Annotated in this window: 27 protein-coding genes; 18 read left to right on the forward strand and 9 right to left on the reverse strand. The window is 59.2% G+C overall.

Annotated elements, in window-relative coordinates:
* Window positions 1-48: 48 nt before the first annotated feature.
* The 3 genes from B9Z49_RS15890 to B9Z49_RS15900 all read right to left on the reverse strand — a co-directional run bounded on the left by B9Z49_RS15890 (window position 49) and on the right by B9Z49_RS15900 (window position 3008).
* Window positions 49-1155, reverse strand: coding sequence for a hypothetical protein (locus B9Z49_RS15890; protein ID WP_108354420.1), 1107 nt, complete (start codon window positions 1153-1155; stop codon window positions 49-51).
* 120 nt (window positions 1156-1275) lie between these two features.
* Window positions 1276-2814, reverse strand: a complete 1539-nt coding sequence (locus B9Z49_RS15895; RefSeq protein ID WP_108354421.1) for a cryptochrome/photolyase family protein — start codon at window positions 2812-2814, stop codon at window positions 1276-1278.
* The gene (locus B9Z49_RS15900; protein WP_108354474.1) at window positions 2811-3008 is read right to left on the reverse strand and encodes a DUF2256 domain-containing protein; all 198 of its coding nucleotides are present in this window, start codon (window positions 3006-3008) and stop codon (window positions 2811-2813) included. The genes B9Z49_RS15895 and B9Z49_RS15900 overlap by 4 nt, the downstream gene beginning before the upstream one ends.
* 88 nt (window positions 3009-3096) lie before the next feature.
* On the opposite strand from B9Z49_RS15900, the gene B9Z49_RS15905 reads away from it, so the two are divergent.
* The 9 genes from B9Z49_RS15905 to B9Z49_RS15945 all read left to right on the forward strand — a co-directional run bounded on the left by B9Z49_RS15905 (window position 3097) and on the right by B9Z49_RS15945 (window position 11033).
* Window positions 3097-3702 (forward strand): glutathione peroxidase, encoded by a 606-nt coding sequence (locus tag B9Z49_RS15905; RefSeq protein ID WP_108354475.1) that lies wholly within the window; start codon window positions 3097-3099, stop codon window positions 3700-3702.
* Window positions 3703-3710: 8 nt separating this feature from the next.
* Window positions 3711-5027, forward strand: coding sequence for an NAD(P)/FAD-dependent oxidoreductase (locus B9Z49_RS15910; protein ID WP_108354476.1), 1317 nt, complete (start codon window positions 3711-3713; stop codon window positions 5025-5027).
* Window positions 5024-5800, forward strand: a complete 777-nt coding sequence (locus B9Z49_RS15915; RefSeq protein ID WP_108354422.1) for a DUF1365 domain-containing protein — start codon at window positions 5024-5026, stop codon at window positions 5798-5800. The genes B9Z49_RS15910 and B9Z49_RS15915 overlap by 4 nt, the downstream gene beginning before the upstream one ends.
* A 29-nt stretch (window positions 5801-5829) precedes the next feature.
* Entirely contained in the window at window positions 5830-7074 is a 1245-nt protein-coding gene (locus B9Z49_RS15920) for a class I SAM-dependent methyltransferase (RefSeq protein WP_369913702.1), read from the forward strand.
* Window positions 7075-7079: 5 nt separating this feature from the next.
* Complete coding sequence (locus B9Z49_RS15925; protein WP_108354424.1) at window positions 7080-7694, forward strand: chalcone isomerase family protein; 615 nt, start codon at window positions 7080-7082, stop codon at window positions 7692-7694.
* Window positions 7691-9055 (forward strand): MFS transporter, encoded by a 1365-nt coding sequence (locus B9Z49_RS15930; RefSeq protein ID WP_108354425.1) that lies wholly within the window; start codon window positions 7691-7693, stop codon window positions 9053-9055. Before B9Z49_RS15925 ends, B9Z49_RS15930 begins: the two co-directional genes overlap by 4 nt.
* 99 nt (window positions 9056-9154) lie before the next feature.
* Entirely contained in the window at window positions 9155-9685 is a 531-nt protein-coding gene (locus tag B9Z49_RS15935; protein WP_233254666.1) for a DUF3833 domain-containing protein, read from the forward strand.
* 122 nt (window positions 9686-9807) lie between these two features.
* The gene (locus B9Z49_RS15940) at window positions 9808-10578 is read left to right on the forward strand and encodes an SDR family oxidoreductase (RefSeq protein ID WP_108354478.1); all 771 of its coding nucleotides are present in this window, start codon (window positions 9808-9810) and stop codon (window positions 10576-10578) included.
* A gap of 20 nt (window positions 10579-10598) precedes the next feature.
* Complete coding sequence (locus B9Z49_RS15945; protein ID WP_108354426.1) at window positions 10599-11033, forward strand: nuclear transport factor 2 family protein; 435 nt, start codon at window positions 10599-10601, stop codon at window positions 11031-11033.
* 31 nt (window positions 11034-11064) lie between these two features.
* Here the strand turns inward: B9Z49_RS15945 and B9Z49_RS15950 are convergent, their stop codons facing one another.
* The 4 genes from B9Z49_RS15950 to B9Z49_RS15965 all read right to left on the reverse strand — a co-directional run bounded on the left by B9Z49_RS15950 (window position 11065) and on the right by B9Z49_RS15965 (window position 14742).
* Window positions 11065-11754, reverse strand: a complete 690-nt coding sequence (locus tag B9Z49_RS15950; RefSeq protein WP_108354427.1) for a substrate-binding domain-containing protein — start codon at window positions 11752-11754, stop codon at window positions 11065-11067.
* A 43-nt stretch (window positions 11755-11797) separates the two neighbouring features.
* Window positions 11798-12766 carry a tripartite tricarboxylate transporter substrate binding protein gene (locus B9Z49_RS15955; RefSeq protein WP_108354428.1) on the reverse strand — a complete coding sequence of 323 codons (969 nt, stop codon included), beginning with the start codon at window positions 12764-12766 and terminating at the stop codon, window positions 11798-11800.
* A gap of 77 nt (window positions 12767-12843) precedes the next feature.
* Window positions 12844-13818 carry a tripartite tricarboxylate transporter substrate binding protein gene (locus B9Z49_RS15960; protein ID WP_108354429.1) on the reverse strand — a complete coding sequence of 325 codons (975 nt, stop codon included), beginning with the start codon at window positions 13816-13818 and terminating at the stop codon, window positions 12844-12846.
* Window positions 13819-13869: 51 nt separating this feature from the next.
* On the reverse strand, window positions 13870-14742 hold the full coding sequence (locus B9Z49_RS15965) for a fumarylacetoacetate hydrolase family protein (RefSeq protein WP_108354430.1): 873 nt from the start codon (window positions 14740-14742) through the stop codon (window positions 13870-13872).
* A gap of 294 nt (window positions 14743-15036) precedes the next feature.
* Here B9Z49_RS15965 and B9Z49_RS15970 point away from each other — a divergent pair, with 294 nt between their 5' ends.
* Entirely contained in the window at window positions 15037-15723 is a 687-nt protein-coding gene (locus B9Z49_RS15970; protein ID WP_108354431.1) for a FadR/GntR family transcriptional regulator, read from the forward strand.
* 28 nt (window positions 15724-15751) lie between these two features.
* Here B9Z49_RS15970 and B9Z49_RS15975 read toward each other — a convergent pair whose 3' ends face one another.
* Complete coding sequence (locus tag B9Z49_RS15975) at window positions 15752-16366, reverse strand: glutathione S-transferase N-terminal domain-containing protein (protein ID WP_108354432.1); 615 nt, start codon at window positions 16364-16366, stop codon at window positions 15752-15754.
* Between the two features lie 156 nt (window positions 16367-16522).
* On the opposite strand from B9Z49_RS15975, the gene purB reads away from it, so the two are divergent.
* Both purB and B9Z49_RS15985 read left to right on the forward strand, forming a co-directional pair.
* Complete coding sequence (gene purB, locus B9Z49_RS15980) at window positions 16523-17923, forward strand: adenylosuccinate lyase (protein WP_108354433.1); 1401 nt, start codon at window positions 16523-16525, stop codon at window positions 17921-17923.
* Between the two features lie 124 nt (window positions 17924-18047).
* Window positions 18048-18608, forward strand: a complete 561-nt coding sequence (locus B9Z49_RS15985) for a YaeQ family protein (protein ID WP_108354434.1) — start codon at window positions 18048-18050, stop codon at window positions 18606-18608.
* Window positions 18609-18633: 25 nt separating this feature from the next.
* Here B9Z49_RS15985 and argC read toward each other — a convergent pair whose 3' ends face one another.
* Complete coding sequence (gene argC / locus B9Z49_RS15990; protein WP_108354435.1) at window positions 18634-19557, reverse strand: N-acetyl-gamma-glutamyl-phosphate reductase; 924 nt, start codon at window positions 19555-19557, stop codon at window positions 18634-18636.
* Between the two features lie 184 nt (window positions 19558-19741).
* Between argC and sucC the strand changes: the two genes are divergently transcribed.
* From sucC to B9Z49_RS16020, 6 genes are all read left to right on the forward strand, one after another.
* Window positions 19742-20902, forward strand: a complete 1161-nt coding sequence (sucC, locus tag B9Z49_RS15995) for an ADP-forming succinate--CoA ligase subunit beta (protein WP_108354436.1) — start codon at window positions 19742-19744, stop codon at window positions 20900-20902.
* 94 nt (window positions 20903-20996) lie between these two features.
* Window positions 20997-21893 carry a succinate--CoA ligase subunit alpha gene (gene sucD, locus B9Z49_RS16000; protein WP_053173032.1) on the forward strand — a complete coding sequence of 299 codons (897 nt, stop codon included), beginning with the start codon at window positions 20997-20999 and terminating at the stop codon, window positions 21891-21893.
* A 129-nt stretch (window positions 21894-22022) separates the two neighbouring features.
* Window positions 22023-22733 (forward strand): TerC family protein, encoded by a 711-nt coding sequence (locus B9Z49_RS16005; protein WP_108354479.1) that lies wholly within the window; start codon window positions 22023-22025, stop codon window positions 22731-22733.
* A 150-nt stretch (window positions 22734-22883) separates the two neighbouring features.
* Window positions 22884-23366, forward strand: a complete 483-nt coding sequence (locus B9Z49_RS16010; RefSeq protein WP_108354437.1) for a pilin — start codon at window positions 22884-22886, stop codon at window positions 23364-23366.
* Between the two features lie 61 nt (window positions 23367-23427).
* Complete coding sequence (locus B9Z49_RS16015; RefSeq protein ID WP_108354438.1) at window positions 23428-24924, forward strand: PglL family O-oligosaccharyltransferase; 1497 nt, start codon at window positions 23428-23430, stop codon at window positions 24922-24924.
* A gap of 75 nt (window positions 24925-24999) precedes the next feature.
* On the forward strand, window positions 25000-25647 hold the full coding sequence (locus tag B9Z49_RS16020; RefSeq protein ID WP_108354439.1) for a response regulator transcription factor: 648 nt from the start codon (window positions 25000-25002) through the stop codon (window positions 25645-25647).
* The last annotated feature ends 23 nt before the right edge of the window (window positions 25648-25670 follow it).

Genomic DNA, 25670 nt, shown 5'->3' on the forward strand with positions numbered 1-25670 from the left:
CCAGGTTGGTCCTGACGCGTGAAGCTCAGTTTGGCCCACAGTCATGCTTTATCTGTGAACCAGCAGATTCAAAGTCCGAAATGCTGCTTCCATCGAGGGGCCCAAGCGGAACGCACGGTCTGACAAAAAGGGCGCAGCAAGGGGCGTTTGTCGCAAGCATTGGTGGATGGCCTCCACCATGGCTTGGGCATCGTTGATCGGGGTGAACACCACCAGATCCTCCCAATCGGCATGTTGGCCTTGATCGGTGGCGGCTTCAGAAATGACTCGCGCGCCCAAAGACAAGCATTCACAAATGCGCGTACTTTCGAGCAAAGCGTTTTCGTAATAGTGAATATTGACCACCACTTTGGCATGCGCCATGGCACGCCACAAGTCTTGGCCATACAAGCTGCGTTCCGCCCGCACGTCAAAGTGCTCGCTCAGCACCTTGAGAAAAGCCTGTCTTCTTTTGTTTTTCAAGTCGCCATAAAACAGCACATCGCATGCAGGCGAGCTGTCGGAGTCGGCGACTTCGTTTGAAAATTCAGCGCCAGGGTAGTTGGGCACCGGAGACAAGGGCACGTGAAAAACCATGTCGGCGGGTAGGCCTTGCTGGATCAAAAACTGGATGTTCTGCGCCGAGTAATCAAAAACCGCCACCGAGTTGTAAAGGATGTTCAGATAGTCAGGAGTGAACCACCGGGGATGAACCGATTGCTCCATTTGAAAAACGATGCGTTTTTCGCGTGGCGGCAAATGCGAAAACATTTGTGGGCAAATGACCAGGTACAAGTCTTCGGGAAAGGCCTCAGGCATCTCGTGGTCGATGTGAACCGCAAAACCCAAAGACTGGGCATGGGTCTGTAGGGCGTGTGCCACAAAAGAGGTAGCGTGTGTGTACACGATGTGCAGGGTGCGTGCAGAGCCCAAGTTTTTTTGATCAACGATGCGTTGGCGACGCAAAGGCCAATCGTTTGAGGATGAAGGCGCTGGGTTTTGCAAAGCCAGACGAAGCCACTCACGAAAAGCCGGATGAATGTCTATTGCTGTGGGCCCAACCCATGGTTTGAACACGGGGCGAGGCGCCAATTGGGCGTCAAATACCAGCGATGTCAACCAGGCACGTGGCTTGCCATTGGCATGAAAACCTATTTTTTTCAAAGGATGGATCATGATTTCTGCCAAGCATACGCACAAATCAGGCTTGAATTGTCGGCCGACAACAAGTTGTTGAACCGAGGTGTGTCACAACCCGACGGACTTCAGTGCCAACGCAGGACTTGTACACGTCATTTACAACCGATCCAACCCATCCCGACTCGCGTCTGCTTGCGCTCGGATCTGCGCTTTGTCTTCCGCGCTCATGCGACCCACATGCTTGACCATGAGCGCGGTGCGTGGGTTGCCAGAAAAGTCGGGTTCATGGCGGATCAAAAAGTCCCAATACAGCGTGGTCATGGGGCAGGCATCCGGGCCGGTGCGTTGCTCGGGTTGGTAGCGGCAGCCTTTGCAGTAGTTGCTCATACGGCTGATGTACTGGCCGCTGGCCACATAGGGTTTGCTGGTGAAGCGCCCGCCGTTGGCGTGCAGCGCCATCCCCAAGGTGTTCGGCGTCTCCACCCATTCCACCGCGTCGACGTACATGGCGCGGTACCAGGCGCTGACCTGTTGCGGTGACAGCCCCGCCAACACCGCAAACTGCCCGGTGACCATAAGGCGTTGAATGTGGTGCGCGTAGCCATGCTGCAGGCTTTGGCCAATGGTGGCTTGCATGCAGGCCATGTGCGTCTTGCCCGTCCAGTACCAGGCGGGTAAGTCGCGCGTGTGGCCGTAATGGTTGGCCTCAGCCATGAGCGGCATGTCCAGCCAATACACCCCGCGGATGAATTCGCGCCAGCCCAGCACCTGGCGGATGAAACCTTCGACACTCGCCAGTGGCAAGCCGCGTGCGTGGTAAGCCTGTTCGGCCGCGACGATCGCCTCACGCGGGTGGAGCAGGTGCAGGTTCAAGCTGCTGCCCACCAGCGCGTGCCAGCCAAAAGGCAGTGTGGTCCACATCGCGTCTTGCCAGGCACCAAAGTTTTCGAGCCGCTGGTCAATGAAGTGCTGAAGCGCCACCAAGGCGTCTTCGCGGGTCACGGGCCAAGCGAAATGGTCCAGCGTGCCCGGGTGTTTGGCAAAGCGTGTTTGCACCAGCGCGATCACGTCTTGCGTGACGCGGTCAGGCGCAAAATGTGCCGGCGGCGGCACGGTGCCCGGGCCTTTGGCCCCAAAGCCCTTGCGGTTCTCGGCGTCAAAGTTCCATTGCCCGCCCAACGGTTCTTTGCCCGCCATCAGCACGCCGTGGCGTTTGCGCATCTCGCGGTAAAAGAACTCCATGCGCAGCTCTTTCTTGTCCCCTGCCCACTTGGCAAATTCGGAGCGGCTGCACAAAAAGTGGGTGTCGGCCACCCAGCGCAGCGGCACCTGGGCTTGCTCGGCCGCCTTCTCGATCAGCCTTTCCATGCGCCAAGCTCCAGCCTCCAGCATCAACAGGGCTTGGGGTTGAAGGCTTTTCAGGGTGAGCATGAGCCGCCCATAAAAGTCATCGGGCAGCGTGGTGTCGTCCAGCTTCAAATAAGTGCAGGGCCAGCGGCGCTGGTGCGCTTCATTGGCAAAGTGCCTCATGCCCGACAAGAAGATCGCGATTCGGGCTTGGTGGTTCCAGACCTCGGCGGCCTCGCTGTCGGCTTCGATCAGCAACAACTGGTCTTGCGCCGGGTCAAAGTCCGCCAGAGCAGGGCTGTCCCAACCAAGCTGGTCTCCCAGCACCAAGACCAGGTGGCGTGTCATGCCAGGGCCTTGTTCGGAAAGTTGGTGTTGGAAGGCGCGCGGGATTTGTCGGCGCGGCAGCGCTCGCTGCAATACAAAACGCTGTCCCAGTTTTTGGCCCAGCTTTTGCGCCACACCATGGCGCGGCCACAAACCGCACACGGCTTTTGCGGCAAACTTTGTTTGTTCCCTTTGAACCCCGGGGTTTTGGCCATGCTTTTCTCCAATGGGCAGAGAGGGGATGTGACAATAAGATCAAACAAGTTTAAACTGATTAGTCATAAAATGAGTTTTGAAGTTCAAATGAGCCACTCTTCGGTAAAAAAATGGGGCATTAACCTGACTCTGGTCGCCTTGGCAGCCATGCAGGGTTTGGGGCTGGAAGCGGCGCAAGCTGCCACGCAAACGGCTGTTCAGGCGCCCGCCTGCCCAGCCATTCTTAACCACAGCTTTGACCGCCTGCAAGACGAAAAGCCGCAGTCACTCTGTCAGTACACGGGCAAGGTGGTGCTGGTGGTTAACACCGCCAGTTTTTGCGGTTTCACCTCGCAATACAAAGGCCTGGAAACGCTGAACACCCAATACAAAGACCGTGGCTTGGTGGTTCTGGGCTTTCCCTCGAACGACTTTTCTCAGGAAAAAGGCAGCAACAAGGACATCGCCGCCTTTTGTGAAAGCACCTTTGGCGTGAAGTTCCCGATGTTCACCAAAACCCAGGTCACGGGCGATGGTGCCGCGCCCTTGTTCAAGCAGCTCACCGCCCAAACCGGCCAAAAGCCCCGCTGGAACTTCCACAAATACCTGATTGGCCGGGACGGCAAGGTCATTGAACAGTACAGCAGCATGACCGGGCCGGAAAGCAAAACCCTGCTGTCCGCCATCGATACAGCGCTGAAAGCCAAGCCATGAGCCGCCGCATGAAACTGGCCATCGTGGGGTCTGGCATTTCCGGCCTGGCTGTAGCCCACACGCTGAAAGACCATGCCGACATCACCGTATTCGAGTCGGGTGACTACTTTGGCGGCCACACCCACACGGTGGACATCACCCTGCCTACGCCCAAAGGCCCGGTCACGCATGGCGTGGACACGGGTTTTTTGGTGTTCAACGAACGCACCTACCCCAACTTGATCAACCTGTTTGCCGAACTGCAGGTCGAAACCGCGCCGTCCAACATGTCGTTCTCGGTCAAGGTGCCGGGGGCGGTGAATGGCAAGACGCTGGAGTGGAGCGGCACCGACCTGAACAGCGTCTTCGCCCAGCGCAGCAACTTGGTCAACCCACGGTTTTGGCGCATGCTGGCCGATGTGATGCGCTTCAATGCGCTGTGCACCCGCATCGCCAAAGCCCAGCGCGAACAAGACCTGCAGCAGCCGCTGGTCGATTTTTTGCGCACGCACAAGTTCAGCGATGCTTTTCGCGACTGGTATTTTCTGCCCATGCTGGGCTGCATATGGAGTTGCCCGACCGACCAGATGCTGCAATTTCCGGTGGCCACCATGATTCGGTTTTGCCATAACCACGGTCTGATCCAGGTGACCAACCGGCCACAATGGTTCAGCGTGGTGGGGGGTGCACGCCACTACGTTGAGAAAATTTTGGCGGGCCTGCACGACAAGCGCCTCAGCACCCCGGTGCGCCTGATCGAGCGCGACGCGCAAGGCGTGCGCATCATCACCGACGGACATGCCGAACGCTTTGACGAAGTGGTGATCGCCACCCACACCGACCAGGCGCTGGGCCTGCTGCGCGAGCCCTCAGGTGAGGAGCGCAAGGTGTTGGGCGACATCCGTTACCAAGACAACCGTGCAGTGCTGCACACCGATGCCAGCGTTTTGCCGGCCAACCCCAAGGCCTGGGCCGCCTGGAATTACGAGCGCGCAGCCAGCACCGAGCGCGAGTCCTCTCGGGTGTGCCTGCATTACCTGCTCAACCTGTTGCAGCGCATCCCTTTTGCCCAGCCCGTGGTGGTGTCGCTCAACCCATTGCAGTCCATCGACCCTGCCACCATCTTGGGCGAATACGACTACGCGCACCCGGTGTTTGACCTCAAAGCGATTGACGCGCAAAAACGCGTGCCTTTGCTGCAAGGCCAGCACCACACTTGGTACGCCGGGGCCTGGACGGGTTATGGCTTTCACGAAGATGGCCTCAAGTCGGGTCTGCAAGTGGGCCGTGCCTTGCTCAAGCAAATCCACGAGCAAGGCGGCCTTCAGGAAAAACTGGCCGCATGACCTCAGCCACCGCACTCATTGGCTGGGGCCAAGTGCGCCACACGCGCCACCGCCCGGCCCACCACGCGTTCGTATACCCGACCGCTTTTTTGATGCTGCCCATGCGCAGCTTACAAGCGGGTCTGTGCCGCACCGATCTGGCCATCAACCGCCGCGCCTGGTTTGCCTTTCACGATGCCGACCACGGCGATGGCCGTCCGGCCAAGACCGGCGGGGCCTTGGCTTGGCTCGATGCCTTGCTGGACAAAGAAGGCATCGAGGACGCCACAGGTGAGGTCTGGTTGCAGGCCTTTCCGCGTGTGTTGGGCCATGCCTTCAAGCCCGTGAGCTTTTGGTACGCACACCGTGCCGATGGCAGCCTGGCCGCCATCGTGGCCGAGGTGAACAACACCTTTGGCGAGCGGCATTGCTACCTGTTGCCCGAGCCGCAATACGGCCAAACGATTGTGGCCCACAAGGTTTTCCATGTCTCACCCTTTTGCGATGTGCAAGGCCAATACCGCTTTCGCTTCATGCGTGTGACACACGCAGGCCAAGACCGGGTCGTGGCGCGTGTGGACCACGGCGACGCCGATGGCCCCTTGATCGACACCAGTTGGAGCGGCGTGCTCGAGCCTGCCACCGGTGAGGCCCTGCGCCGCGTGATGTGGCGCTATCCCCTGCTCACACTGGGTGTGGTGGCCCGCATCCACTGGCATGCGCTCTTGCTGTGGTCGAAAAAAGTACCGTTTTGGCGCAAGCCTGAGCCGCCCCGCGATTTTGTGACCCGATGAACACTGGACCCCACCGGATGCCGCCCTCTATGAAGACCGCTGACAACGCCCAAGCCTTGGGTCACCGCGCCACCACCAGCATTTCGCACGCCAGCCTGCCCAAGGCCGCTGCACGTCTGCTCAGCCTGTTAACGCGCCTGAAAATTGGCACGCTCACGGTGCATGCACCCGATGGCAACAACCAGGTCTTTGGCACGCACGAGGCCCCGTTTGCCGCTTTGCACATTCACCGCTGGGACATGTGCGCCGAGGTGCTGAAATCAGGTGACATTGGTTTTGCCGAGGGCTATATGGCGGGCGACTGGACGACGCCCGATTTGGCCGCCCTGCTGCGCCTGACCATTGCCAACCGTGACCACATTGAAAGCGCCATTTACGGTCACTGGCTGGGGCGTTTGTTCTACCGCATCAAACACCTGCTCAACCGCAACAACCGGACCAATAGCCGCAAAAACATCCACGCCCATTACGACTTGGGCAACGCCTTCTATGAGCTGTGGCTGGACGGCACGATGAACTACTCATCGGCCTGGTTTGATGGTGACCAAAGCCAAGACATGGCCGATGCCCAAAAAGCCAAGGTGCGCCGCGCCCTGCGCATGGTGGACGCCAAGCCTGGCGACCGGGTGCTCGAAATCGGCTGCGGCTGGGGCGCTTTGGCCGAAGCGGCCACCACTGAATTTGGGGCCCACATCACCGGCGTGACCCTGTCCACCGAGCAACTGGCTTTTGCCAACGCCCGCATGCAATCGCACGGCATGCAGGCACGCGCTGATTTGCGTTTGCAAGACTACCGCGACATCAGCGATGGGCCTTACGATGCGGTGTGCTCGATCGAGATGATCGAGGCGGTGGGCCAGGCCTATTGGCCAACCTACTTTCAGACCATCAGCCGCATGCTCAAGCCGGGTGGCCGCGCGTGCGTGCAGAGCATCACGATTGACGACCGGTTTTTTGAGCGCTACTTGCAATCGACCGATTTCATTCAGCAGTACATCTTTCCGGGCGGATGTTTGCCCAGCCCGAGCGAGTTCCGAAAACAAGCGCAAGATGCTGGCCTGCAGGTGGTCGATGAGCTGAACTTCGGTCCCGACTACGCAGAGACGCTGCGCCGCTGGCGCGAGAGCTTCATGTCGCAGTTGGGCACCGTGCGATCGCTCAAATTTGATGACCGCTTTATCCGCTTGTGGTCCTTTTATCTGGCGTATTGCGAAGCGGCGTTTGACGAAGCCAGCATCGACGTGGTGCAGTTCACTTTGGTCAAGCCCGGCTAATTCCCATGCACACCTCACTGACAACCCGCGCCACGTCCTGGTTGCTGCAAAGCAGCTGGCGACACGGCTTTCTTCTGGTCTTGTGGGGTGGCTTGTTCGGCGCAGCACAAGCGCAAAGCACCAGCGTGACCAGCCCCAACGCGGCTTACAGCCGTCCCGAAGTGGCGGGCTTGGGCGGCGTGGTGCCCACCGCGCCGGTGCGCCTGCGGGTTTGGGGCTTTGAGGTGTATGACGCCAGGTTGTGGACGCCGCGGGGTTTTCGGCACAGCCAGGCCATACAACAAGCCTTTGCCCTGGAGCTGCAATACCTGCGCAAACTGGAAGGCGCGGCCATTGCCAGTCGGTCGATTGACGAGATGCGGCGTGTGGGCAGCTTCACCGATGTGCAATCACAAAGCTGGCTGGCAGCCATGCGCGAGATGTTTCCCAACGTCAGCGCGGGTGAGCGCATCACGGGCATCAACCTGCCCGGTGAGGGGGTCGAATTTTGGGTCAATGGCCAACGCGTCGGCGTGGTCAAAGACGTGAATTTTGCGCGCTTGTTTTTTGGCATCTGGCTGGACGAGCGCACCTCTGAGCCCAAGATGCGTGCGCAACTCTTACAAGGCTTGCAACCATGAGTGACTTGGCCCTGGCAACCCCCATCGCTGTGCAGCGCAAGACCTCGGCCGCCTATGGCTTGCTGGGTTTGCCTTTGGCGTTTGTGGCGTTGCCGGTCTATGTGCATTTGCCCAACCTCTACGCCCAGCAGTACGGTGTGCCCCTGGCGGCATTGGGCGCGGTGCTCTTGCTCAGTCGCAGCATCGACGCGGTGGTGGACCCGTGGCTCGGGCGTTGGGGCGACAAGTTGTACCGCCACTCGTGGCAGGCCGTGTGGCTGGCGGCGGTGTTGTTGGCGCTGGCAGTGGCGGTGGGCTTTGCGGCCTTGTTTTTTCCGCCCGCGGCGGCTTTGTCGCCCACGGGTTTGCTGGTTTGGGTGGGCGCAGCGCTCACGCTCAGCCACCTGGCCTACAGCGGGCTGGGCATCTTGCACCAGGCCTGGGCGGCGCGCCAAGGCGGCGGGGGAATCGCTCAAAGCCGCTGGGTCGCCTGGCGTGAGGGCTTTGCGCTGGTGGGGGTGTTGCTGGCGTCTGCCTTGCCCGCGCTGTGGGGCTGGGGGCCGACGACGGCCTTGCTCGTGCTCATGCTGGCGCTGGGCTTATTCTTTTGGCGGTGGGTTGCGCGCAGCGCCTTGGCATCGACCATTGCGGTGGTGCCCGGGCATGCGGTGGGCAGCCTTTGGCAGCCCTGGCAGCACGCGGGCTTTCGCCGTTTGCTGATGGTGTTCATGCTCAACGGCCTGGCCAGCGCTGTTCCCGCCACGCTGGTGCTGTTTTTTGTGCAAGACCTGTTGCAAGCGCCCAAAGCCATGGAGCCGTTGTTTTTAGGCCTGTACTTTGCCGCCGGAGCGCTGTCGTTTCCGCTGTGGCTCAAGGTGATCGACCGCATTGGCCTGCTGCGCACTTGGGCCACGGGTATGGCTTTGTCGGTGCTGGCCTTTGTCAGCGTGGTCACGCTGGGCGCGGGCGATACAACAGGCTTTTTGGTGGTGTGTGCCCTATCGGGCATGGCGCTGGGCGCTGACCTCACGGTACCCGGTGCCCTGCTCAACCAACTGATTGACCGCTGCGGCGAGCGGGGCCGCACAGACGGCGCGTTCATGGGCTGGTGGAATTTGGCCACCAAACTCAATCTGGCGCTTGCCGCTGGGCTGTCTTTGCCATTGCTCGGTTTGTGGGGTTATGCCCCGGGTCAGCAGGGTGCCGATGCCGTGCTGGCGCTGGGCCTGGCTTATGGCCTGCTGCCTTGCGTACTCAAGCTCCTGGCCGGACTGGCTTTGTACACGGGCCTGATCCGTCGCCCCGATTTGATGTCGGGGCCTGACCTGGCCCACCCTTCAGCAGATTCTTCGGCCCACACTTCGGATCATCCTTTGGCATGAGGCCGCTTTGAACCCACACCACGAAAGGCTCCCATGCGCCCACAAGCCAACGCCATGATCCACCGCCGCACGGCCCTGACTCGCCTAGGTGCTTTGTCTATGGTCGCCGCCACACCCTTTGTGACCAGCTGCGCCGGGCCCCAAGTGCAAAACTACGCTCAAGAAAAACCACTGCTGGATTTGCGCACTTACTTCACCGGTACCATCGACGCGTGGGGCGTGTTCACCGACCGCAGCGGTCAAGTCGTTAAGCGCTTTACCGTAGTGATGGACTGCAGCTGGAATGGCGACGAAGGCGTTTTGGACGAAGCCTTTGTGTACTCAGATGGTACGAAGCAGCGCCGCATCTGGAAGCTCAAGGCCGGCCCTAACGGCAGCTACACCGGCCGCGCCGACGATGTGGTGGGCGAGGCCACGGGCCAAGTCAGTGGCAACGCATTCCGCTGGGGCTACACCCTGGCGCTGCCGGTCGATGGCCGGGTCTGGAACGTCGAGTTTGACGACTGGATGTACCTGATGGACGACCGCGTCATGCTCAACAAAGCCACCATGAGCAAATGGGGCGTCAAGCTGGGTGAAGTCACTTTGTCCTTTACGCGCCGCACGCCTTTGGCGTCCAAGTCGGGTTGATATTCATGAACTCACATTCCTCTGGCGTTGCAGCAATGCCCACTGAAGCGGCCGACATGGCCATGCCCAAAGCAGGCCCGCAAACTGCGGCACCCGCCCCACAGGCGCAAGCCCGAAACTGGCTGCAGCTCAACACGCCCATCACCCACTGGCAAGGCCGCCGGGTCTGGTTGGTGGGCGCATCCACCGGCATTGGCCTGGCCTGCGCACAAGCGCTGCGTGCGGCCGGAGCCCGGGTGGTGGTCTCAGCCCGCAATCCGCAAGGCATAGAAGACTGGGCCGCGCAGGACAGCGGCGTACAGTGGCGTGCACTGGACGTGAGCGATGCTGCCCAAGTGGAGGCCACGGCCCGCGCCCTGCTGGCTGAAGGCCCGCTCGACATGGTGGTCTATGCGGCAGGCACCTACCGTGCCCAACGCGCCACCGCCATGGACATCGATGACTTGTTGCAGCACGACAAGGTCAATTACCAGGGCGCTTTGCAGGTGGTTCACGCGGTGTTGCCGGGCATGCTGGCACGGCGCAGCGGGCACATCAGCCTGCTCAGCAGCGTGGCGGGTTGGCGCGGCCTGCCCAATGGCCTGGCGTATGGCCCGACCAAGGCCGCCCTCACCCACTTGGCCGAGACGCTGTACATGGACTTGCAGGACCAAGGCATTGGCGTGAGCGTGGTCAACCCCGGGTTTGTCGCCACGCCGCTCACGGCGCAAAACCAGTTCACCATGCCCGCCCTGATCAGCCCCGAAGAAGCCGCCCGCCAAATGCTCAAGGGCTGGTCACAAGGTCAGTTCGACATCCATTTCCCCAAACGCTTCACGCTCTGGCTGAAACTGCTGCGCTTGCTGCCCTACCGCTTGTATTTCCCGTTGGTGCGCAAGTTCACGGGGCTTTGAGCCCGAATGGAAAGCCACACATGAACAGCCGACAAGCCACCGACAACCTGGCCACTTTTTTTGAAACCCTGTCGCCACGAAGCGTGGCGCAGCTGCACACGATTTATGACGCGCAAGCCCGCTTCAAAGACCCCTTCAACGAGGTGCAGGGTTTAGCAGAGATTGAACGGATTTTTCAGCACATGTACGTGGCGTTGAACCAGCCGCACTTTGTCGTGACCGGCCAGGTGGTGGACGGCGCACAGGCCTTTTTGACCTGGGAATTTCGCTTTCGCTTCAAGCGCTTTGACACCACCACCTTGCAAGCCGTGCGTGGTGCCAGCCATGTGGTGTTCAACGAGCAGGGTTTGGTGACCATGCACCGCGATTATTGGGATGCTGCCGAAGAGCTCTACGAAAAACTGCCGGTTCTGGGCGGCGTGATGCGCTGGCTCAAAAAACGCGCCAATACCTGAAGCCGTTCAACGGCCGGGCGACTCGGCGACCTCAGAACTCAAAACCGCCTTGCCTGCGCACCGCCTCGGATGCGGGACCACTCAACAGGTCGGCCAAGAATTGAGCCTGCTGCAGGTTTTGCGTGTGGGTGCAAATGCCCAGCGTGTAGTCGGTGCTCAGCTCGAATTCGGCAGGCAGCACGGCGACCAGGTCCACCCCTTCGGTGTAGTTGATTTCGGTGACTTGCGTGCAGCCGATCAAGCCGCTTTCCGTGCTTTTGGCCATCTCGCCCATGGCCGTGGCACCGTTCGGAAAGGCACGAAATTGACCCCGCATGCTTTCATTGAGCCCCAAAGCCTTTAGCACGTTCATGAAGTGGATGCCGGCTGTGGCTTTGTCTGGGTCTGGAAAGTAAATGCCCTTGGCTGCGCTGATGGCCGCATGCAGTTCGGCTCGGGTGCGCACGGGCGGATGCGGCGTACCGCTGCGCACGGCCACGCCTGTTTTGACCAAGCCCAGCGATCGTGCACTGCCCGCCACCACATGACCTGAAGCGATCAGTTGCTCGATCAGGGGTTGCGTGAAAATCACCACATCGCAGGGCGCACCGGCCACCAATTTGTCGCGCATCATGCCCACCGCGCTGAAGGTGCCGTCGATGCGGCTGCCGGTGGCTTGTTCAAACTCGGCTTGGACGCCTTTGACCACGGCTGCGGCTGCGCCGCCACTCAATACATGCATGTTGTGCTTTCCATCAAGGGGCAAAAGTGGCCGTTGAAACGCTTCAGTCCGGCTTGGCGCCCGAGACTTTGACGATGTTGGCCCACTTGGCGATGTCAGCGTTCAGATACTGGTCAAATTCGGGCACGCTCATCGACATGGGCACCGCACCCTGCTTGGCCCAGGCGGCTTTCACTTCGGGGTTATTCACAATTTTGCGCACTTCGGCGTTGAGTTTGTTCACGACATCGGCAGGGGTGCCTTTGGGGGCCATCAGGCCCAGCCAGATGGTGGCTTCGAATTTGGACACGGTCTCGGCCACGGTGGGAAGATCCTGCAGGTTTGCCGAGCGGGCCAGGCCTGTGCCTGCCAAAGCGCGAACCTTGCCATCGCGCGAGAGCGACGCCATGGTGGTTTCAGCGTCGAACATCACATCGACCTGGCCGCCCACGATGTCGGTGCGAGCGCCAGAGCTGCCTTTGTAGGGCACATGGGTCATGTCGATGCCCGCCATGAATTTGAACAACTCGCCCGCCATGTGGTATGGCGTGCCGTTGCCCGAGGATGCGTAATTGATTTTTCCGGGCTTGGACTTGGCCAGCGCCACCAGCTCTCCCACCGTCTTGACAGGTACGGAGGGGTGCACCACCAAGAGCAAGTTGGAGTAATTGACCGGCGCGATGCCCACAAAGTCCTTCATCAAGGCAAACGGTTTGGTCGAGATTAAGGACTCGTTCACGGTGTGCGTGTTCGACATCATCAGCAAGGTGTAGCCATCGGCCGCTGACTTGGCCACCAGATCGGTCCCGATGATCGAGCCTGCGCCGGGCTTGTTGTCGATCACAAAGGTCTGCTTGAGCTCTTCGCCCAAACGTTGCGCCATAAAGCGGGCGTAGTTGTCGGCGGGGCCACCTGCTGCAAAAGGCACCACGATTTTCACGGGACGGTTGGGGAAGCTCTGCGCATGCACCAAGCCGCAGGCCAGTGCCAAAGTCAAGGCGGTGAATTTCAGGGTCTTATTCAAGTGGTTCATGGGGTGTCTCCGATGGGTTGAATGGGAAAGCTTTGGGAAACGTTGGGTCAGGCTCGGGCCAAGTGAACCGCTTGGGGTCAATCGACCTTGCCGATGCGCTTGACCAAGGCGCTCATTTCTTTGCCGTCGGCCTGCACAAAGCGCTCGAACTCGGGCGCATCTTGGTACATGAAGGAGGTGCCAGCAGAAGTCAGTGCGGCCACTGCGCGTGCATCTTGTGCCGCAAAGCGGGCCGCTTGTCGCAAAGCGTCCACCACAGCGGCAGGGGTGTCTGCCGGAACAAACATGCCCGCCCACTGCGAGTATTGGATCGGCACCCCCAACTCTTTGAAGCTGGGGACCTCGGGCATGCTGGTCAGGCGTCCATCGCCCCAGTGGGCCAGGGCGCGCAAGCGGCCTGAAGCGATGTGTTGTTTCACACTGGCAGGGCCAGTGGACAGTGCTTCAATTTGCCCGCCCAGCAAAGACAAGACAGCTGGGCCAGCACCCGTGTAGGGCACGTGCAGCATGAAGGTCGAGGTGGCAGCTTTGAGCTGCTCCATAGGCACATGCATGGTGCCGTAGTTGCCAGACGAACCGAAGCTGATGCGACCGGGGTTGGTCTTGGCGTAAGCGATGAAGTCAGCGTAGGTTTTCCATGGGCTGTCGGCACGCACCACCAGCACCGTGGGATCGGCCGTGAAGCGGGCCACGGGTTTGAGCTGATGTGTTTCGTAGAGAGGGGCACGCTTGAGGATTTTGTCGGCTTCTGGCAAGACCACTAAGGAGGACAAAGACATCAGCACCGTGTAGCCATCTCCTTTGGATTTGGCAACTTGTGCCATGCCAATGCCGCCACCTGCGCCGCCTTTGTTCTCCACCACGATGCTTTGCTTGAGGTGCCGCGACATGGCTTCTGCCACGGGACGCCCCACCGTGTCGGCCACGCCACCGGGCGGAAAGGGCACCACCATGGTGATGGGTTTGGTCGGGTAGACCTGCGCCATGGCATTCAGGCCTGTGCAGGCCCATGCTGCGCACAGCGTGGCTGCCAAGAGTTGTCGCTTTTGCATGTCTTGTCTCCTCGGTTTGGGTTGGTGTGCACCTGTCCGCGTGAGGTGTTTTTAAACGAAACGGTTTTCGATGTGGCCCACGCCATCGATTTCGACCCGGATCACATCGCCCTTGGCGATGTAGCGCGGTGGGTTCAGGCCCATGCCCACGCCAGCCGGTGTGCCCGTGGCGATGATGTCGCCAGGGTAGAGCGTGATGCCTCGGGAGATGGTTTCGATCAGGGTGGGGATGTCGAAAATCATGTTCTCAGTGGGGCCGTCCTGTCGCAACTCGCCATTGACCCAGCAGCGCACCCGGGTGTTGCGGCCGTCGATTTCGTCGGCGGTCACGATCCAAGGGCCCATGGGGCAAAAGGTGTCAAACGACTTGCCCATGTCCCATTGTTGGTGGCGCATCTGCACGTCGCGGGCGGTCACGTCGTTGACCACGGTGTAGCCAAACACATGCTTCATGGCGTCGGCCTGGCTGATGTTCTTGCCACCTTGGCCAATGATCACGGCCAGTTCGGCTTCGTAGTCGATTTGCTCGGACACGTTGGCGCCGGGCAGATGCACATCGTCGGTCGGGCCCACCACGCATTCGGGCACTTTGGTGAACACGATGGGCCAGGCCTTGGTGTCGGTGTTGCTGTCCTTGAAGACCGACGCCTGCAGTTCTTTGGCGTGCGCATGGTAGTTGCGGCCCACGCACCACACGTTGCGGCGGGGCAAGGGCAAGGGCGATTCGAGTTTCACCGAGGACATGGCCAGCGCTGCATCCGCCAGGGCAGGCAGGGGCTGGCCGGCAACCAGGGCATCAATGATGGGCTGTGCCCCGCGTTGGGCTTGTGATTCGCTCAGGGCAAAAGGCGTGACCAGCAGGCCGTCGGCCGAAACTTGGCCGACATGGCGTTTTCCGTGGTGAGCAAATGTGGCGATGCGCAAAATTCTTCTCCTGGGGCGTGTAACAAATTCGGGCTTGTTCAATAAAAAAGGTTGCAGTGCAACCAATGCAAACCATCATACGGAGTCAGGCTGACTGGTCAAGACCCATACCGGACAATTTGCATGAGGGTTTTTACGGGGTGATGTCGGTTTTGCATAGGCACTTCCCCCCAGCAATCATGACATTTGTGGGTTTTATGCCTTGTGCACGAGGGAGTCAGGCGGGTGCTACCAAAGGCTTTCAAGGCGGAGGTTAAATTGGTATGATTTGGTTTTTCCCCATCAACCCACAACGTGGACTCCTCTTACCTCTTTCGCGCCACCTTGCTTGACCAGTTGCACAGCGGCCAGTGGCAGGCTGGTGAGCGCTTGCCGACCGAGCGTGCGTTTGTTGAGCAATACCAGATCAGCCGCAGCACTGTGCGCAAGGTGCTGGCCGACATGAAGGCCCAAGGGCTGATCGCCCAGACCGTGGGCAGTGGCACTTATGTCACCGACAAGGCGATGGTCGCTGTCAGTTCGAAAAAGACCACGGCGGTTAATGCGCCCGATGCCACCTGGCACACCAGTCCGGCCGAACTCATGGAGGCGCGCATGGCCCTGGAACCCGCCATCATCGAGATGGTGATTGGCAACGCTACCCTGGCCGATTTTGAGCAAATGGACAATTGCTGCACACACGCCGAAGCGGCGATCAGTGTTGAAGAGTTCGAGGTCTGGGATGGCATGTTTCACGAAATCATTGCCCGTGCCGCACACAATGCCTTTGTGGCCCGTTTGTTCAAGCTCATGAACCAGGCCCGCGCCCAAGGGGAGTGGGGCATGTTGAAAAAACGCAGCCTCACGCCCGAGCGGCGGTTGACTTACCAGTCAGAACACCGCGCTTTGCTGCAGGCCATCAAGGCCCGCGACCCGGTGCTGGCCAAGTCCTTGTCCACGGAGCATTTGGTCCATGTGCGGCGCAATTTGTTGAATTACTGAATGGCACACCCTGTGGGCTACAGCGTCATCAAGTCGGTGAGGTGTCGATGAAGCTGGGCCGCTGCGCCAGCTTGTCGTGCAGCTTGTGCAGGTTGGGGTATGGCGTGCGCCAGTCGATTTGCGGAAAGCGGAAATCCAGATAGGCCACGGCGCAGACCACGGCAATATCGGACAGGCTCAGGTGAATGCCGGAACAAAATGCTTTGTCGCCGAGGCCTGTGCTCATGGCCCGAAGGGCGTGCTGAATCTTGTCGAGTTGTCGATCGATCCAGGCCTGGCTGCGCTGGCTGTCTTCGCGGCCGGTCCAAACGGCCTCCATGCGGGCCAGCAGCGCAGCATCGAGCAGGCCATCGGCCAAGGCCTCCCAGGTCTTGACTTCTGCCCGCTCACGCCCGGCTGATGGAATGAGTTTGCCCACCGGAGACAAGGTGTCCAAGTACTCAACGATCACGCGCGAATCAAACACCGCTTCTCCGCCCTCCATCACCAGACAGGGAACTTTGCCCAAGGGGTTGGAGGCGTGTATCAGGGTCTGGGCCGACCACACGTCTTCGGTGACGAACTGGTAGTCCAGTTTTTTCTCGGCCATGACAACTCGCACCTTGCGAACATAAGGACTAGTGACCGAGCCAATGAGTTTCATAAATCAAAAGAAGTGAAAATAAATGGATATCCGATTCTAGGTGAAGCCGAAGAATGTTTTTATCGTCTTGCGTTAGGGGGTGCGCCCATGAGGACAAGATTGGCGCTTGCAACGAGTCGAATCGAGCTGACAGGGCGCGGGAATTACAATGGAAGCATGAATTTCACCCCCATTTCTGCCCTGTCACCGCTGGATGGCCGTTATGCCAGCAAACTCGATGCCCTGCGCCCGCTCATGAGCGAGCAGGGTTACATGCACCGCCGTGTTCAGGTTGAAATCGCCTGGTTCATCGCTTTGTCCGATGCAGGTTTTGCCGAATTCAAGCCCTTGACCCCCGGCGCACGCGCCTATTTGACAGCGTTGGTGAAGAACTTCGCAGAATCCGACGCCCTGGCCATCAAGGATTTTGAAAAGGTCACCAACCACGACGTGAAAGCCGTGGAGTACTGGCTCAAGTCCAAGTTTCAGGATCGCCCTGAGCTGGAAAAAGCCTCCGAATTTGTGCACTTTGCCTGTACCAGCGAAGACATCAACAACACCAGCCACGCCTTGCAACTCAAGGGCGCACGCGCCCAGGTCATCCTGCCGGGTCTCGATGGCCTGATCACCAAATTGCGCGAGATGGCGCACACCTTTGCCGACGTGCCCATGCTCAGCCGCACCCATGGCCAGACCGCCAGCCCCACCACGGTGGGCAAGGAAATGGCCAATGTCGTAATGCGCCTGAAGGGCTGCCGCGAAAAAATTGCCGCTGTGCAATTGATGGGCAAGATGAATGGCGCGGTCGGCAACTACAACGCCCACTTGTCGGCCTGGCCCGACTTTGACTGGGAAGCCTTTGCCCGTAAAGTCGTGGAAACCCCTGAGATCAGCGAAACACAAAGCAGCCAATGGGGTCTGGGTTTGACATTCCAACCCTTCAGCATTCAGATCGAGCCGCATGACTACATGGCCGAGCTGTTTGATGCCTTAGCCCGCACCAACACTATTCTGATCGATCTGTCGCGTGACATTTGGGGCTATGTGGGCTTGGGCTACTTCAAGCAGCGCTTGAAAGCCGGCGAAATAGGCTCTTCCACCATGCCGCACAAGGTCAACCCGATCGACTTCGAGAACGCCGAAGGCAACCTGGGCCTGGCCAATGCCGTGCTCAAGCACCTGAGCGAGAAGCTGCCAATCAGCCGCTGGCAGCGAGATTTGACCGACTCGACCGTGCTGCGCAACATGGGCGTGGGCCTGGGCTACACCGCGCTGGCCTATGCCTCTCTCATGACCGGATTGAACAAGCTCGAACTCAATCAAGAGGCGCTCGCCGCCGATTTGGACGCCGCCTGGGAAGTCCTGGCCGAGCCGATCCAGACCGTGATGCGCCGCTATGGCGTACAAGGCGCTTACGAAAAACTCAAGGAAGTCACTCGTGGAAAGACCGTCACGGCTGCCGACCTGCATGGTTTGATTCAAGCTTTGGAGATCCCGCAAGCCGACAAAGACCGCCTGCTGGCCATGACGCCGGGCAGTTATGTCGGTAAGGCCGCAGAGCTGGCGCGCCGCGTCTGAGGTTTCAACGAAGACAGTCTTTACATTGCTTGTCACCCCGGACTGATCAGGGGTCCATCTTTTCCCGCCATGGATGCCGGATCCAGTCCGGCATGACAGATGCAGGCGCAAACTCAAGAAGCCCATGGCACTCAAATCCACCATCTACAAAGCCAATCTGTCGATCGCCGACATCGATCACAGCTATTACGAAGACCACCAGCTCACACTGGCGCGTCACCCCAGCGAGACCGACGAGCGCATGATGATCCGCTTGCTGGCGCTGGCCATCAACGCTTACAAGCTGCAGGCCGTGTGCAACGGCGACGGCAAGCTGGCCTTTGGTGCGGGCTTGTCGGACCCGGACGACCCGGACTGCAGCCTGCGTGACTTCACGGGTCGGACACGCATGTGGATCGAAGTCGGCCAGCCCGAAGACAAGCCCATCATGAAAGCTTGCCAAAAGGCCGATGAGGTGCTGCTGTATTGCTTTAACCATGCAGCCGAAGTCTGGTGGAAAGGCATCGAGACCAAATTGACGCGCTTAGACAAGCTTCAAGTCTGGCGTGTGCCGACTGAGGGCTCCCAAGAATTGGCCAAGCTGGCTGAGCGCAGCATGCAGCTGCAAGCCACCCTTCAAGAAGGCAGCGTGACCTTCAGCAGCGACAAAGGCAGCGTGCACATTGAGTTGATCCGCTGGAAATAAGCGCAGATCGGGTGCAGCGTTAGGCTCACAAACCCAGCATCAGTTCGATGTTTTGCACGGCCGCGCCGCTGGCGCCTTTGCCCAGGTTGTCCAATCGGGCGATCACCACGGCATGCCGTGCCTCTTCATTGGCAAATACCCGAATTTCCAGTTTGTTGGTGTTGTTCAGGGCGGTGGCGTCCAGTTTGGCGTCGGCCGTGGCGGGCAGCACACTCACCCAGCCGCCTGCAGCCTGGCTAACCGCGTAGTGCGCCTGCAAGGCCGCGTGCAGGTCTGCGCCCGTGGGCTTGCCCGGTAAGCTGTCCAGATGCAGTGGCAGTTGCACCAACATGCCTTGGCGGAAATTGCCTACGGCGGGCACAAACAAGGGCCGCATTGTCAGTCCGGTGTAGTGCATGATTTCGGGGATGTGCTTGTGCTTGAGGCCCAGGGCATAAGCCTCAAATAAAGGAGCCCGGCCTGCTTCGAAGTCTTCGATCATGCTGCGGCCGCCGCCGGAGTAACCACTCACGGATGGCAAGCACACTGGAAAATCTGGCGGCAGTAAGCCCGCGTCGATCAAGGGCCGCAAGATGGCGATCGCACCCGTGGCATAGCAGCCGGGGTTGGCCACGCGCTGGGCCTGGCGTACGGCGGCGGCCTGATCGGCAGCCAGTTCGGGAAAGCCGAACACCCATTCAGGGTGGCAACGGTGCGCGGTGGAGGCGTCCACAATGCGCGGTTTTTGACCCGGCAAGCGGTCAATCATGGCCACCGATTCGATGGCCGCATCGTCGTGCAGACACAACACCACCAAATCGGCGGCGGCCATCAGCTCCTGCTTGGCTTCGGGGTCTTTGCGGCGTGCCGGAGCGATGCTGAGCACTTCGATCTGGGCCATCGAAGCCAGGCGCTCGCGAATTTGCAAGCCCGTTGTTCCTGCTTCGCCATCGATGAAAATTTTAGCCATAGGTAATACTTTCTAAAGGGTTCTGGCGCAGTGCGTCAAGCCTATGTAAGAAGCGAGGCCCAGTATTGGTGCATTGCAGCATGATACAGTCGCACGCTGAAGTGTCCAGAGCCTGCTGGAGGGCCTACTTGATTGAAGGACTGCAGCGGACCGGTCGAATTCCACCCCTCTGAGAGAAGACCTCATGAAGATTCACGAGTACCAAGGCAAGGAAATCTTGCGTCAATTCGGTGTGCCCGTTCCCCGCGGCATTCCGGCATTTACAGTTCAAGAGGCGATCGAAGCCGCTCAAAAATTGGGCGGCCCTGTTTGGGTGATCAAGGCCCAGATCCACGCCGGTGGCCGTGGCAAGGGCGGCGGCGTGAAGGTGGCCAAGACCATTGACGATGTGAAGCGCATTTCTGGCGAGATCCTGGGCATGCAACTTGTCACGCATCAAACAGGCCCAGTCGGCCAAAAAGTCCGCCGCCTCTATATTGAAGACGGCGCTGACATCAATAAGGAATATTACGTTTCCGTGGTCACCGACCGCGCCACCCAAAAGATCGCTTTCATCGCTTCCAGCGAAGGCGGCATGGACATCGAGGAAGTGGCGCACAGCACCCCCGAGAAAATCATCACCGAATTCGTCGATCCGTTGACCGGTTTGGGCGATGCACAAGCCAAGAGAATCTCTGACGCCATTGGCATGCCAGCAGACTCCACAGCTCAAGCCGTGGACATCTTCAAGAAGCTGTACCAGTGCTACATGGAAACTGACGCGTCTTTGGTGGAAATCAACCCCCTGAACCGAGACAGCAAAGGCAACGTCATGGCACTGGACGCGAAGTTCAACTTCGACGCCAACGCCTTGTTCCGTCACCCCGAAATCGTGGCTTACCGCGATCTGGACGAAGAAGATCCTGCTGAAGTAGAAGCTTCCAAGTTCGATCTGGCCTACATCAGCCTGGACGGCAACATCGGTTGCCTGGTCAACGGCGCTGGCCTGGCCATGGCCACCATGGACACCATCAAGTTGTTCGGCGGCGAGCCGGCCAACTTCCTGGACGTGGGCGGCGGCGCAACAGCCGAGAAGGTCACCGAAGCCTTCAAGATCATGCTGGCCAACAAGAATGTCAAAGGCATTTTGGTCAACATCTTCGGCGGCATCATGAAGTGCGACACCATCGCCACCGGTGTGATCACCGCTTGCAAGGCCGTGAACTTGTCCGTGCCACTGGTCGTGCGCATGAAGGGCACCAATGACGAGCTGGGCAAGAAAATGCTGGCCGAATCCGGTCTGCCGATCATCTCCGCCGACACCATGGCCGAAGCCGCGACCGCCATCGTCGCAGCCGTCAAATAAATGTCTTTGTGGGACAGATCTTCAGCTCTGTCCCCAACTGATTAACTTTGCGGGACAGATCTTGAGCGCTGTCCCCAACTGATTAGGAACAAACATGTCCATCTACATCAACAAAGACACCAAAGTCATCACCCAAGGCATCACCGGCAAAACCGGTCAGTTCCACACTGAGAAGTGCCAGGAATACGCGAACGGCAAGAACTGCTTCGTCGCGGGTGTGAACCCCAAGAAGGCGGGCGAGTCCATCTTCAACATCCCGATCTACGCATCGGTCAAAGAAGCCGCCACTCAAACTGGCGCGACCGTGTCCGTGATCTACGTGCCCCCAGCAGGCGCAGCCGCTGCCATCTGGGAAGCCGTAGAAGCCGACCTGGACATGGCGATTTGCATCACCGAAGGCATTCCAGTGCGTGACATGCTCGAAGTGCGCAACAAGATGAAGGCCAAGGAAGCCGCTGGCGGCAAGCGCACGCTGCTGCTGGGCCCCAACTGCCCAGGTCTGATCACCCCCGACGAAATCAAGATCGGCATCATGCCCGGTCACATCCACCGCAAAGGCCGCATTGGCGTGGTGTCCCGTTCGGGCACTTTGACCTATGAAGCCGTGGCCATGTTGACCGAAGTGGGCCTGGGCCAGTCCAGCGCCGTCGGTATCGGTGGCGACCCGATCAACGGTTTGAAGCACATCGACGTGATGAAGGCTTTCAACGATGATCCAGATACCGACGCCGTCATCATGATCGGTGAAATCGGCGGTCCAGACGAAGCCGAAGCCGCCATGTGGTGCAAGGCCAACATGAAAAAGCCCGTGGTCGGCTTCATCGCCGGTGTGACAGCCCCTCCCGGCAAGCGCATGGGCCACGCCGGTGCCTTGATCTCCGGCGGTGCCGACACGGCCGACGCCAAGCTGGCCATCATGGAAGAGTGCGGCTTCATCGTCACACGCAACCCGTCTGAACTGGGCAAACTGCTCAAGGCTCAGCTGAAGTAAACTGCCAGCCGCCTCCGTGCGGCTGTGGTTTGCCACAATACCGAAGCCGGATGTCCTGCAGGACAATCCGGTTTTCCGTTTTTTGAACTCATGTTTCACTGGCCTTGTGCCTGTGACAAAAGGAACGCCGTGGAAGAATTTCTGACCCCTACTTTTTGGTTCGCCGTCGGCCAGATCATCATGATCGACATCCTGTTGGGTGGCGACAACGCCGTGGTGATTGCGCTGGCCTGCCGCCAGCTGCCAGACCACCAACGCACCAAAGGCATCATGTGGGGCACAGCAGGTGCCATCATCTTGCGCGTCATCCTGATCTTCTTTGCGCTCACCTTGCTGGCCATTCCCTTCCTCAAGTTTGTGGGCGCGCTCTTGCTGATTTGGATTGGCGTGAAGCTGCTCACCCCCGATGCTGAAGACGACCACAGCAACATCAAGGGCAGCGACAAGCTCTGGGGCGCTGTCAAAACCGTCATCATCGCCGACTTGGTGATGAGCGTGGACAACGTGATCGCCATTGCCGGCGCTGCCCAGACTTCTGGCAATGCCGACCACCAGATGCCTTTGGTGATCTTCGGCTTGCTGGTCAGCATCCCGATCATCGTCTGGGGCAGTCAGTTGGTGCTCAAACTCATGGACCGCTTCCCGATGATCATCACCGCTGGCGGCATGCTGCTGGGTTGGATCGCGGGCACTATGACGCAAACCGACCCGGGCCTTGTGGCTTACTTGCCGCAAGACAAGGTGTGGGGTTATGCCATGGGCACGGCCGGCGCTTTGCTGGTGCTGGTATTGGGCAAAGTCATCATGGCGCGACGCGCCGCCCCGGGCAGCGCGGCCTGAACCTGACCGGCCTCTTCAGCCCCAAGTTGCACCGCGACTTGGGGTTTTTGTTCGTTTGTGGGTTGTTTGTTTTCAACAGCAACAAACCACACTGGAGTTTGATGGGGGGATGATTTACCATCTCTTCACATTAACCAGGGAGAAAATGCCATGCAAAAAAGGCAACAAGGGATGACACTGATCGAGCTGATGATCGTTATTGCGATCATTGGCATTTTGGGCGCTTTGGCGCTGCCGGCTTACCAGGACTACAGCATTCGGGCTCGGGTTTCCGAGATGCTGCTGGCCGCAGGCGGGTGCAAAACCGCCGCCAACGAGGCGATCACTTCTGCTTCTCAGGCCGATGTTTCGGCCACATTGCCCCTGGCCTGTGAAAACCAGACCACCAAATACGTCAGCCGCATCGGCGCCGATGCCAATGGCGTGATCACCGTGGTGGGCAACCATGAGACGTTGCGTGGCAGCACCAGCGCGTCGGCCAACAGCATCAGCCTGACGCCCATTCAGACGGGAAGCACCGCTGTCAACGGCACTACCGATGGCGGCAAGCCCATCGCCAGCTGGCGCTGCGGCCCGGCGGCCACCAATGGTTTGCCGGCCAAATATTTGCCCGCATCGTGCAAGGCATCCTGATCTTTTTGACCACGCTTGAACGCCCGGCCTTTTCGGGCGTGGGTTTGTAGACTGAGTTCCAATGACAGAGCTTCGGTCGACAGCGCAAGGCACTGGTCGCATCCACCATGTGGGGCTGGTGTTGCTGTTGGCGTGGCCCTGGGTGCAGCCTTTTACCAGCCCCCCTTTGCCCAATGCGTGGCCCTGGTTGACCAGCTGGACTTGCTTGGCATTGGCTTTGTTGATGTCCCAGCGCCTGACGGTGGCCGTTGTTGTTCAAAGTTGGGCTATCGCAGCGTTGCTCAGCAGTGCCATGGGCTTGGTACAGTTTTTTGGCCAAGCCGAGTTTTGGGCGCCTGCCTTGCATGTGCCCGACTATCTGGGTGACGCCATGGGCAACTTGCGCCAACGAAACCAGCTGGCCAGTTTGCTGGCCATGGGCATCTTGGCGGTGATGATCTGGCGTGCACTGGGCCTGTGCATTGCTCACAGCCTTTGGATGCTGGCCTTGTTGGCCACGGGCATGGCCGCGACATCTTCGCGCACAGGTTTGTTGCAGCTTGTGTTCATTGGCCTTTGGATGCTGTGGCACCGCTTGGCCCCCAAAGGGCGAGAGGCATTGGCGCTCACTGTGTTCTTGCTGTGCGTGTATGCCCTGGCTTCTTGGGTTTTGCCTGGGTTGTTGCTGCAGCTGAGTGGACAGGCCACGGACAACGCCATGGCGCGCATGGGTGCCTTCGGCGGCTGCGGCAGCCGCCAGGTGCTCTGGTCCAATGTGCTGCACTTGTTGGCGCAAAAACCGCTGGGCGGCTGGGGCTGGGACCAGCTGCGTTATGCGCACTACATCACCGAATACCCATCGGAACGCTTTTGCGACATGTTGGGCAACGCCCATAACCTGCCTTTGCACACAGCGTTTGTTTGGGGCGTGCCAGCCGCCTTGGCAGGGATGCTGGGTGTGTCGGTGTGGGTTATTCGTGCCAGGCCGTGGCGCTACAAAAGTGCAGGGCAACAGCTTGCGTGGGGGGTGCTCGGTGTTCTGGCTCTGCACAGTTTTCTGGAGTACCCGCTCTGGTACGGTCCATTTCAGGTGGCCTTGCTGCTTTGTCTGTGGCTCATGGGTGGGCGGGTTTGGCTAGCCTGGCAAGACAGGGCTCGTACGACCGGAGTGGGCCTGGTTTTGCTGGGCATTTTGGCTTTCATTGCCTACGACCATGCACAAGTCCAACAGATTTACTGGCCTTCAGCGCAACGCTACAGCGTCTGGCGTGACCAAGCGTTGCAAGTGGCGCAACGTGCTTGGTTGTTTCGCGGCACGGCCTTGTTTGCGCAGGTCACCACCACGCCGGTGCATGAGGGCAATGCCCGCGCCATGCTGGAGAACAGTTTGCGGGCCATGCACACTTCGCCCGAGCCGCGCGTGATCGAAAAACTGCTCGACAGTGCCCAGCTGCTGGGTGAAGACGCTCTGTTTGAGGCGCATAAAAAACATTTTCAGAGGGTTTATCCACAAGCCTATCTGGCTTGGGCCCACCATCGCCAACCTGAACCAGCAGACAGTGCAGGATCAAATTTTTAAAAATTACCCAATTGGGTAATTACATAAGCAGGCGTATTTGATAAATTAATAGAAAATTTTGATATTAGTACTATTATGAAAAAACATCTTGGACATATTTTTTTGGTGGATGACAACCACGACATGCGCTTTTATCTGAGCGACATGTTGATCCTGCTTGGGTACACGATCGACAGCTATGACAATGCCACCTCATTTCTTGAACAATCGATGGACATATCGCCTGCCGTGGTCTTGCTGGACATGCGCATGCCTGGCCTGAATGGGCTGGAGTTGCAAGCCAAGCTGGATGCCTTGGGTCGTAAAACGCCCATCGTTTTCATCAGCGGTGAAAGTAACAAAGACGAAATCATTGAGGCGTTCCGACTCGGCGCGGTCGATTTCCTGCTCAAACCTTTCAATCGGGAAAAGCTTTGCCAAGTGGTGGACAAAGCTCTTGACATGGACCGACAACGCAACCATGAGTTCATCAACACCGATGCAGTCAGGCGATCTTTCGCCACGCTGTCTGCCAGAGAGCAGGAAATCTTCGTGCTGATTGTTCAGGGCCAGACCAACAAAGGAATAGCCGAAGTCACAGGCATCCAGCCGGGCACCGCCAAGAAACACCGGGCCACCGTTTACCAAAAGTTCGGAGTCAACACGAGCGCAGAACTCATCAGCCAGTGCAAGGGTGTCGAATTGAGCAAACTCATGCAAGTGCAAACTTTGACGGAGCAATGAACGGGCAAGGTTAAAATCGCAAT

The organism is Limnohabitans sp. 2KL-51, assembly GCF_003063645.1.
Classification (GTDB): domain Bacteria; phylum Pseudomonadota; class Gammaproteobacteria; order Burkholderiales; family Burkholderiaceae_C; genus Limnohabitans_A.

Bases quoted from the DNA above. Each gene is read 5' to 3' on its own strand.
- B9Z49_RS15890 (WP_108354420.1), bottom strand. From the start codon at position 1,155: ATGATCCATCCTTTGAAAAAAATAGGTTTTCATGCCAATGGCAAGCCA.
- B9Z49_RS15895 (WP_108354421.1), bottom strand. From the start codon at position 2,814: ATGACACGCCACCTGGTCTTGGTGCTGGGAGACCAGCTTGGTTGGGAC.
- B9Z49_RS15900 (WP_108354474.1), bottom strand. From the start codon at position 3,008: ATGGCCAAAACCCCGGGGTTCAAAGGGAACAAACAAAGTTTGCCGCAA.
- B9Z49_RS15905 (WP_108354475.1), top strand. From the start codon at position 3,097: ATGAGCCACTCTTCGGTAAAAAAATGGGGCATTAACCTGACTCTGGTC.
- B9Z49_RS15910 (WP_108354476.1), top strand. From the start codon at position 3,711: ATGAAACTGGCCATCGTGGGGTCTGGCATTTCCGGCCTGGCTGTAGCC.
- B9Z49_RS15915 (WP_108354422.1), top strand. From the start codon at position 5,024: ATGACCTCAGCCACCGCACTCATTGGCTGGGGCCAAGTGCGCCACACG.
- B9Z49_RS15920 (WP_369913702.1), top strand. From the start codon at position 5,830: ATGAAGACCGCTGACAACGCCCAAGCCTTGGGTCACCGCGCCACCACC.
- B9Z49_RS15925 (WP_108354424.1), top strand. From the start codon at position 7,080: ATGCACACCTCACTGACAACCCGCGCCACGTCCTGGTTGCTGCAAAGC.
- B9Z49_RS15930 (WP_108354425.1), top strand. From the start codon at position 7,691: ATGAGTGACTTGGCCCTGGCAACCCCCATCGCTGTGCAGCGCAAGACC.
- B9Z49_RS15935 (WP_233254666.1), top strand. From the start codon at position 9,155: ATGGTCGCCGCCACACCCTTTGTGACCAGCTGCGCCGGGCCCCAAGTG.
- B9Z49_RS15945 (WP_108354426.1), top strand. From the start codon at position 10,599: ATGAACAGCCGACAAGCCACCGACAACCTGGCCACTTTTTTTGAAACC.
- B9Z49_RS15950 (WP_108354427.1), bottom strand. From the start codon at position 11,754: ATGCATGTATTGAGTGGCGGCGCAGCCGCAGCCGTGGTCAAAGGCGTC.
- B9Z49_RS15955 (WP_108354428.1), bottom strand. From the start codon at position 12,766: ATGAACCACTTGAATAAGACCCTGAAATTCACCGCCTTGACTTTGGCA.
- B9Z49_RS15960 (WP_108354429.1), bottom strand. From the start codon at position 13,818: ATGCAAAAGCGACAACTCTTGGCAGCCACGCTGTGCGCAGCATGGGCC.
- B9Z49_RS15975 (WP_108354432.1), bottom strand. From the start codon at position 16,366: ATGAAACTCATTGGCTCGGTCACTAGTCCTTATGTTCGCAAGGTGCGA.
- purB (WP_108354433.1), top strand. From the start codon at position 16,523: ATGAATTTCACCCCCATTTCTGCCCTGTCACCGCTGGATGGCCGTTAT.
- B9Z49_RS15985 (WP_108354434.1), top strand. From the start codon at position 18,048: ATGGCACTCAAATCCACCATCTACAAAGCCAATCTGTCGATCGCCGAC.
- argC (WP_108354435.1), bottom strand. From the start codon at position 19,557: ATGGCTAAAATTTTCATCGATGGCGAAGCAGGAACAACGGGCTTGCAA.
- sucC (WP_108354436.1), top strand. From the start codon at position 19,742: ATGAAGATTCACGAGTACCAAGGCAAGGAAATCTTGCGTCAATTCGGT.
- sucD (WP_053173032.1), top strand. From the start codon at position 20,997: ATGTCCATCTACATCAACAAAGACACCAAAGTCATCACCCAAGGCATC.
- B9Z49_RS16010 (WP_108354437.1), top strand. From the start codon at position 22,884: ATGCAAAAAAGGCAACAAGGGATGACACTGATCGAGCTGATGATCGTT.
- B9Z49_RS16015 (WP_108354438.1), top strand. From the start codon at position 23,428: ATGACAGAGCTTCGGTCGACAGCGCAAGGCACTGGTCGCATCCACCAT.
- B9Z49_RS16020 (WP_108354439.1), top strand. From the start codon at position 25,000: ATGAAAAAACATCTTGGACATATTTTTTTGGTGGATGACAACCACGAC.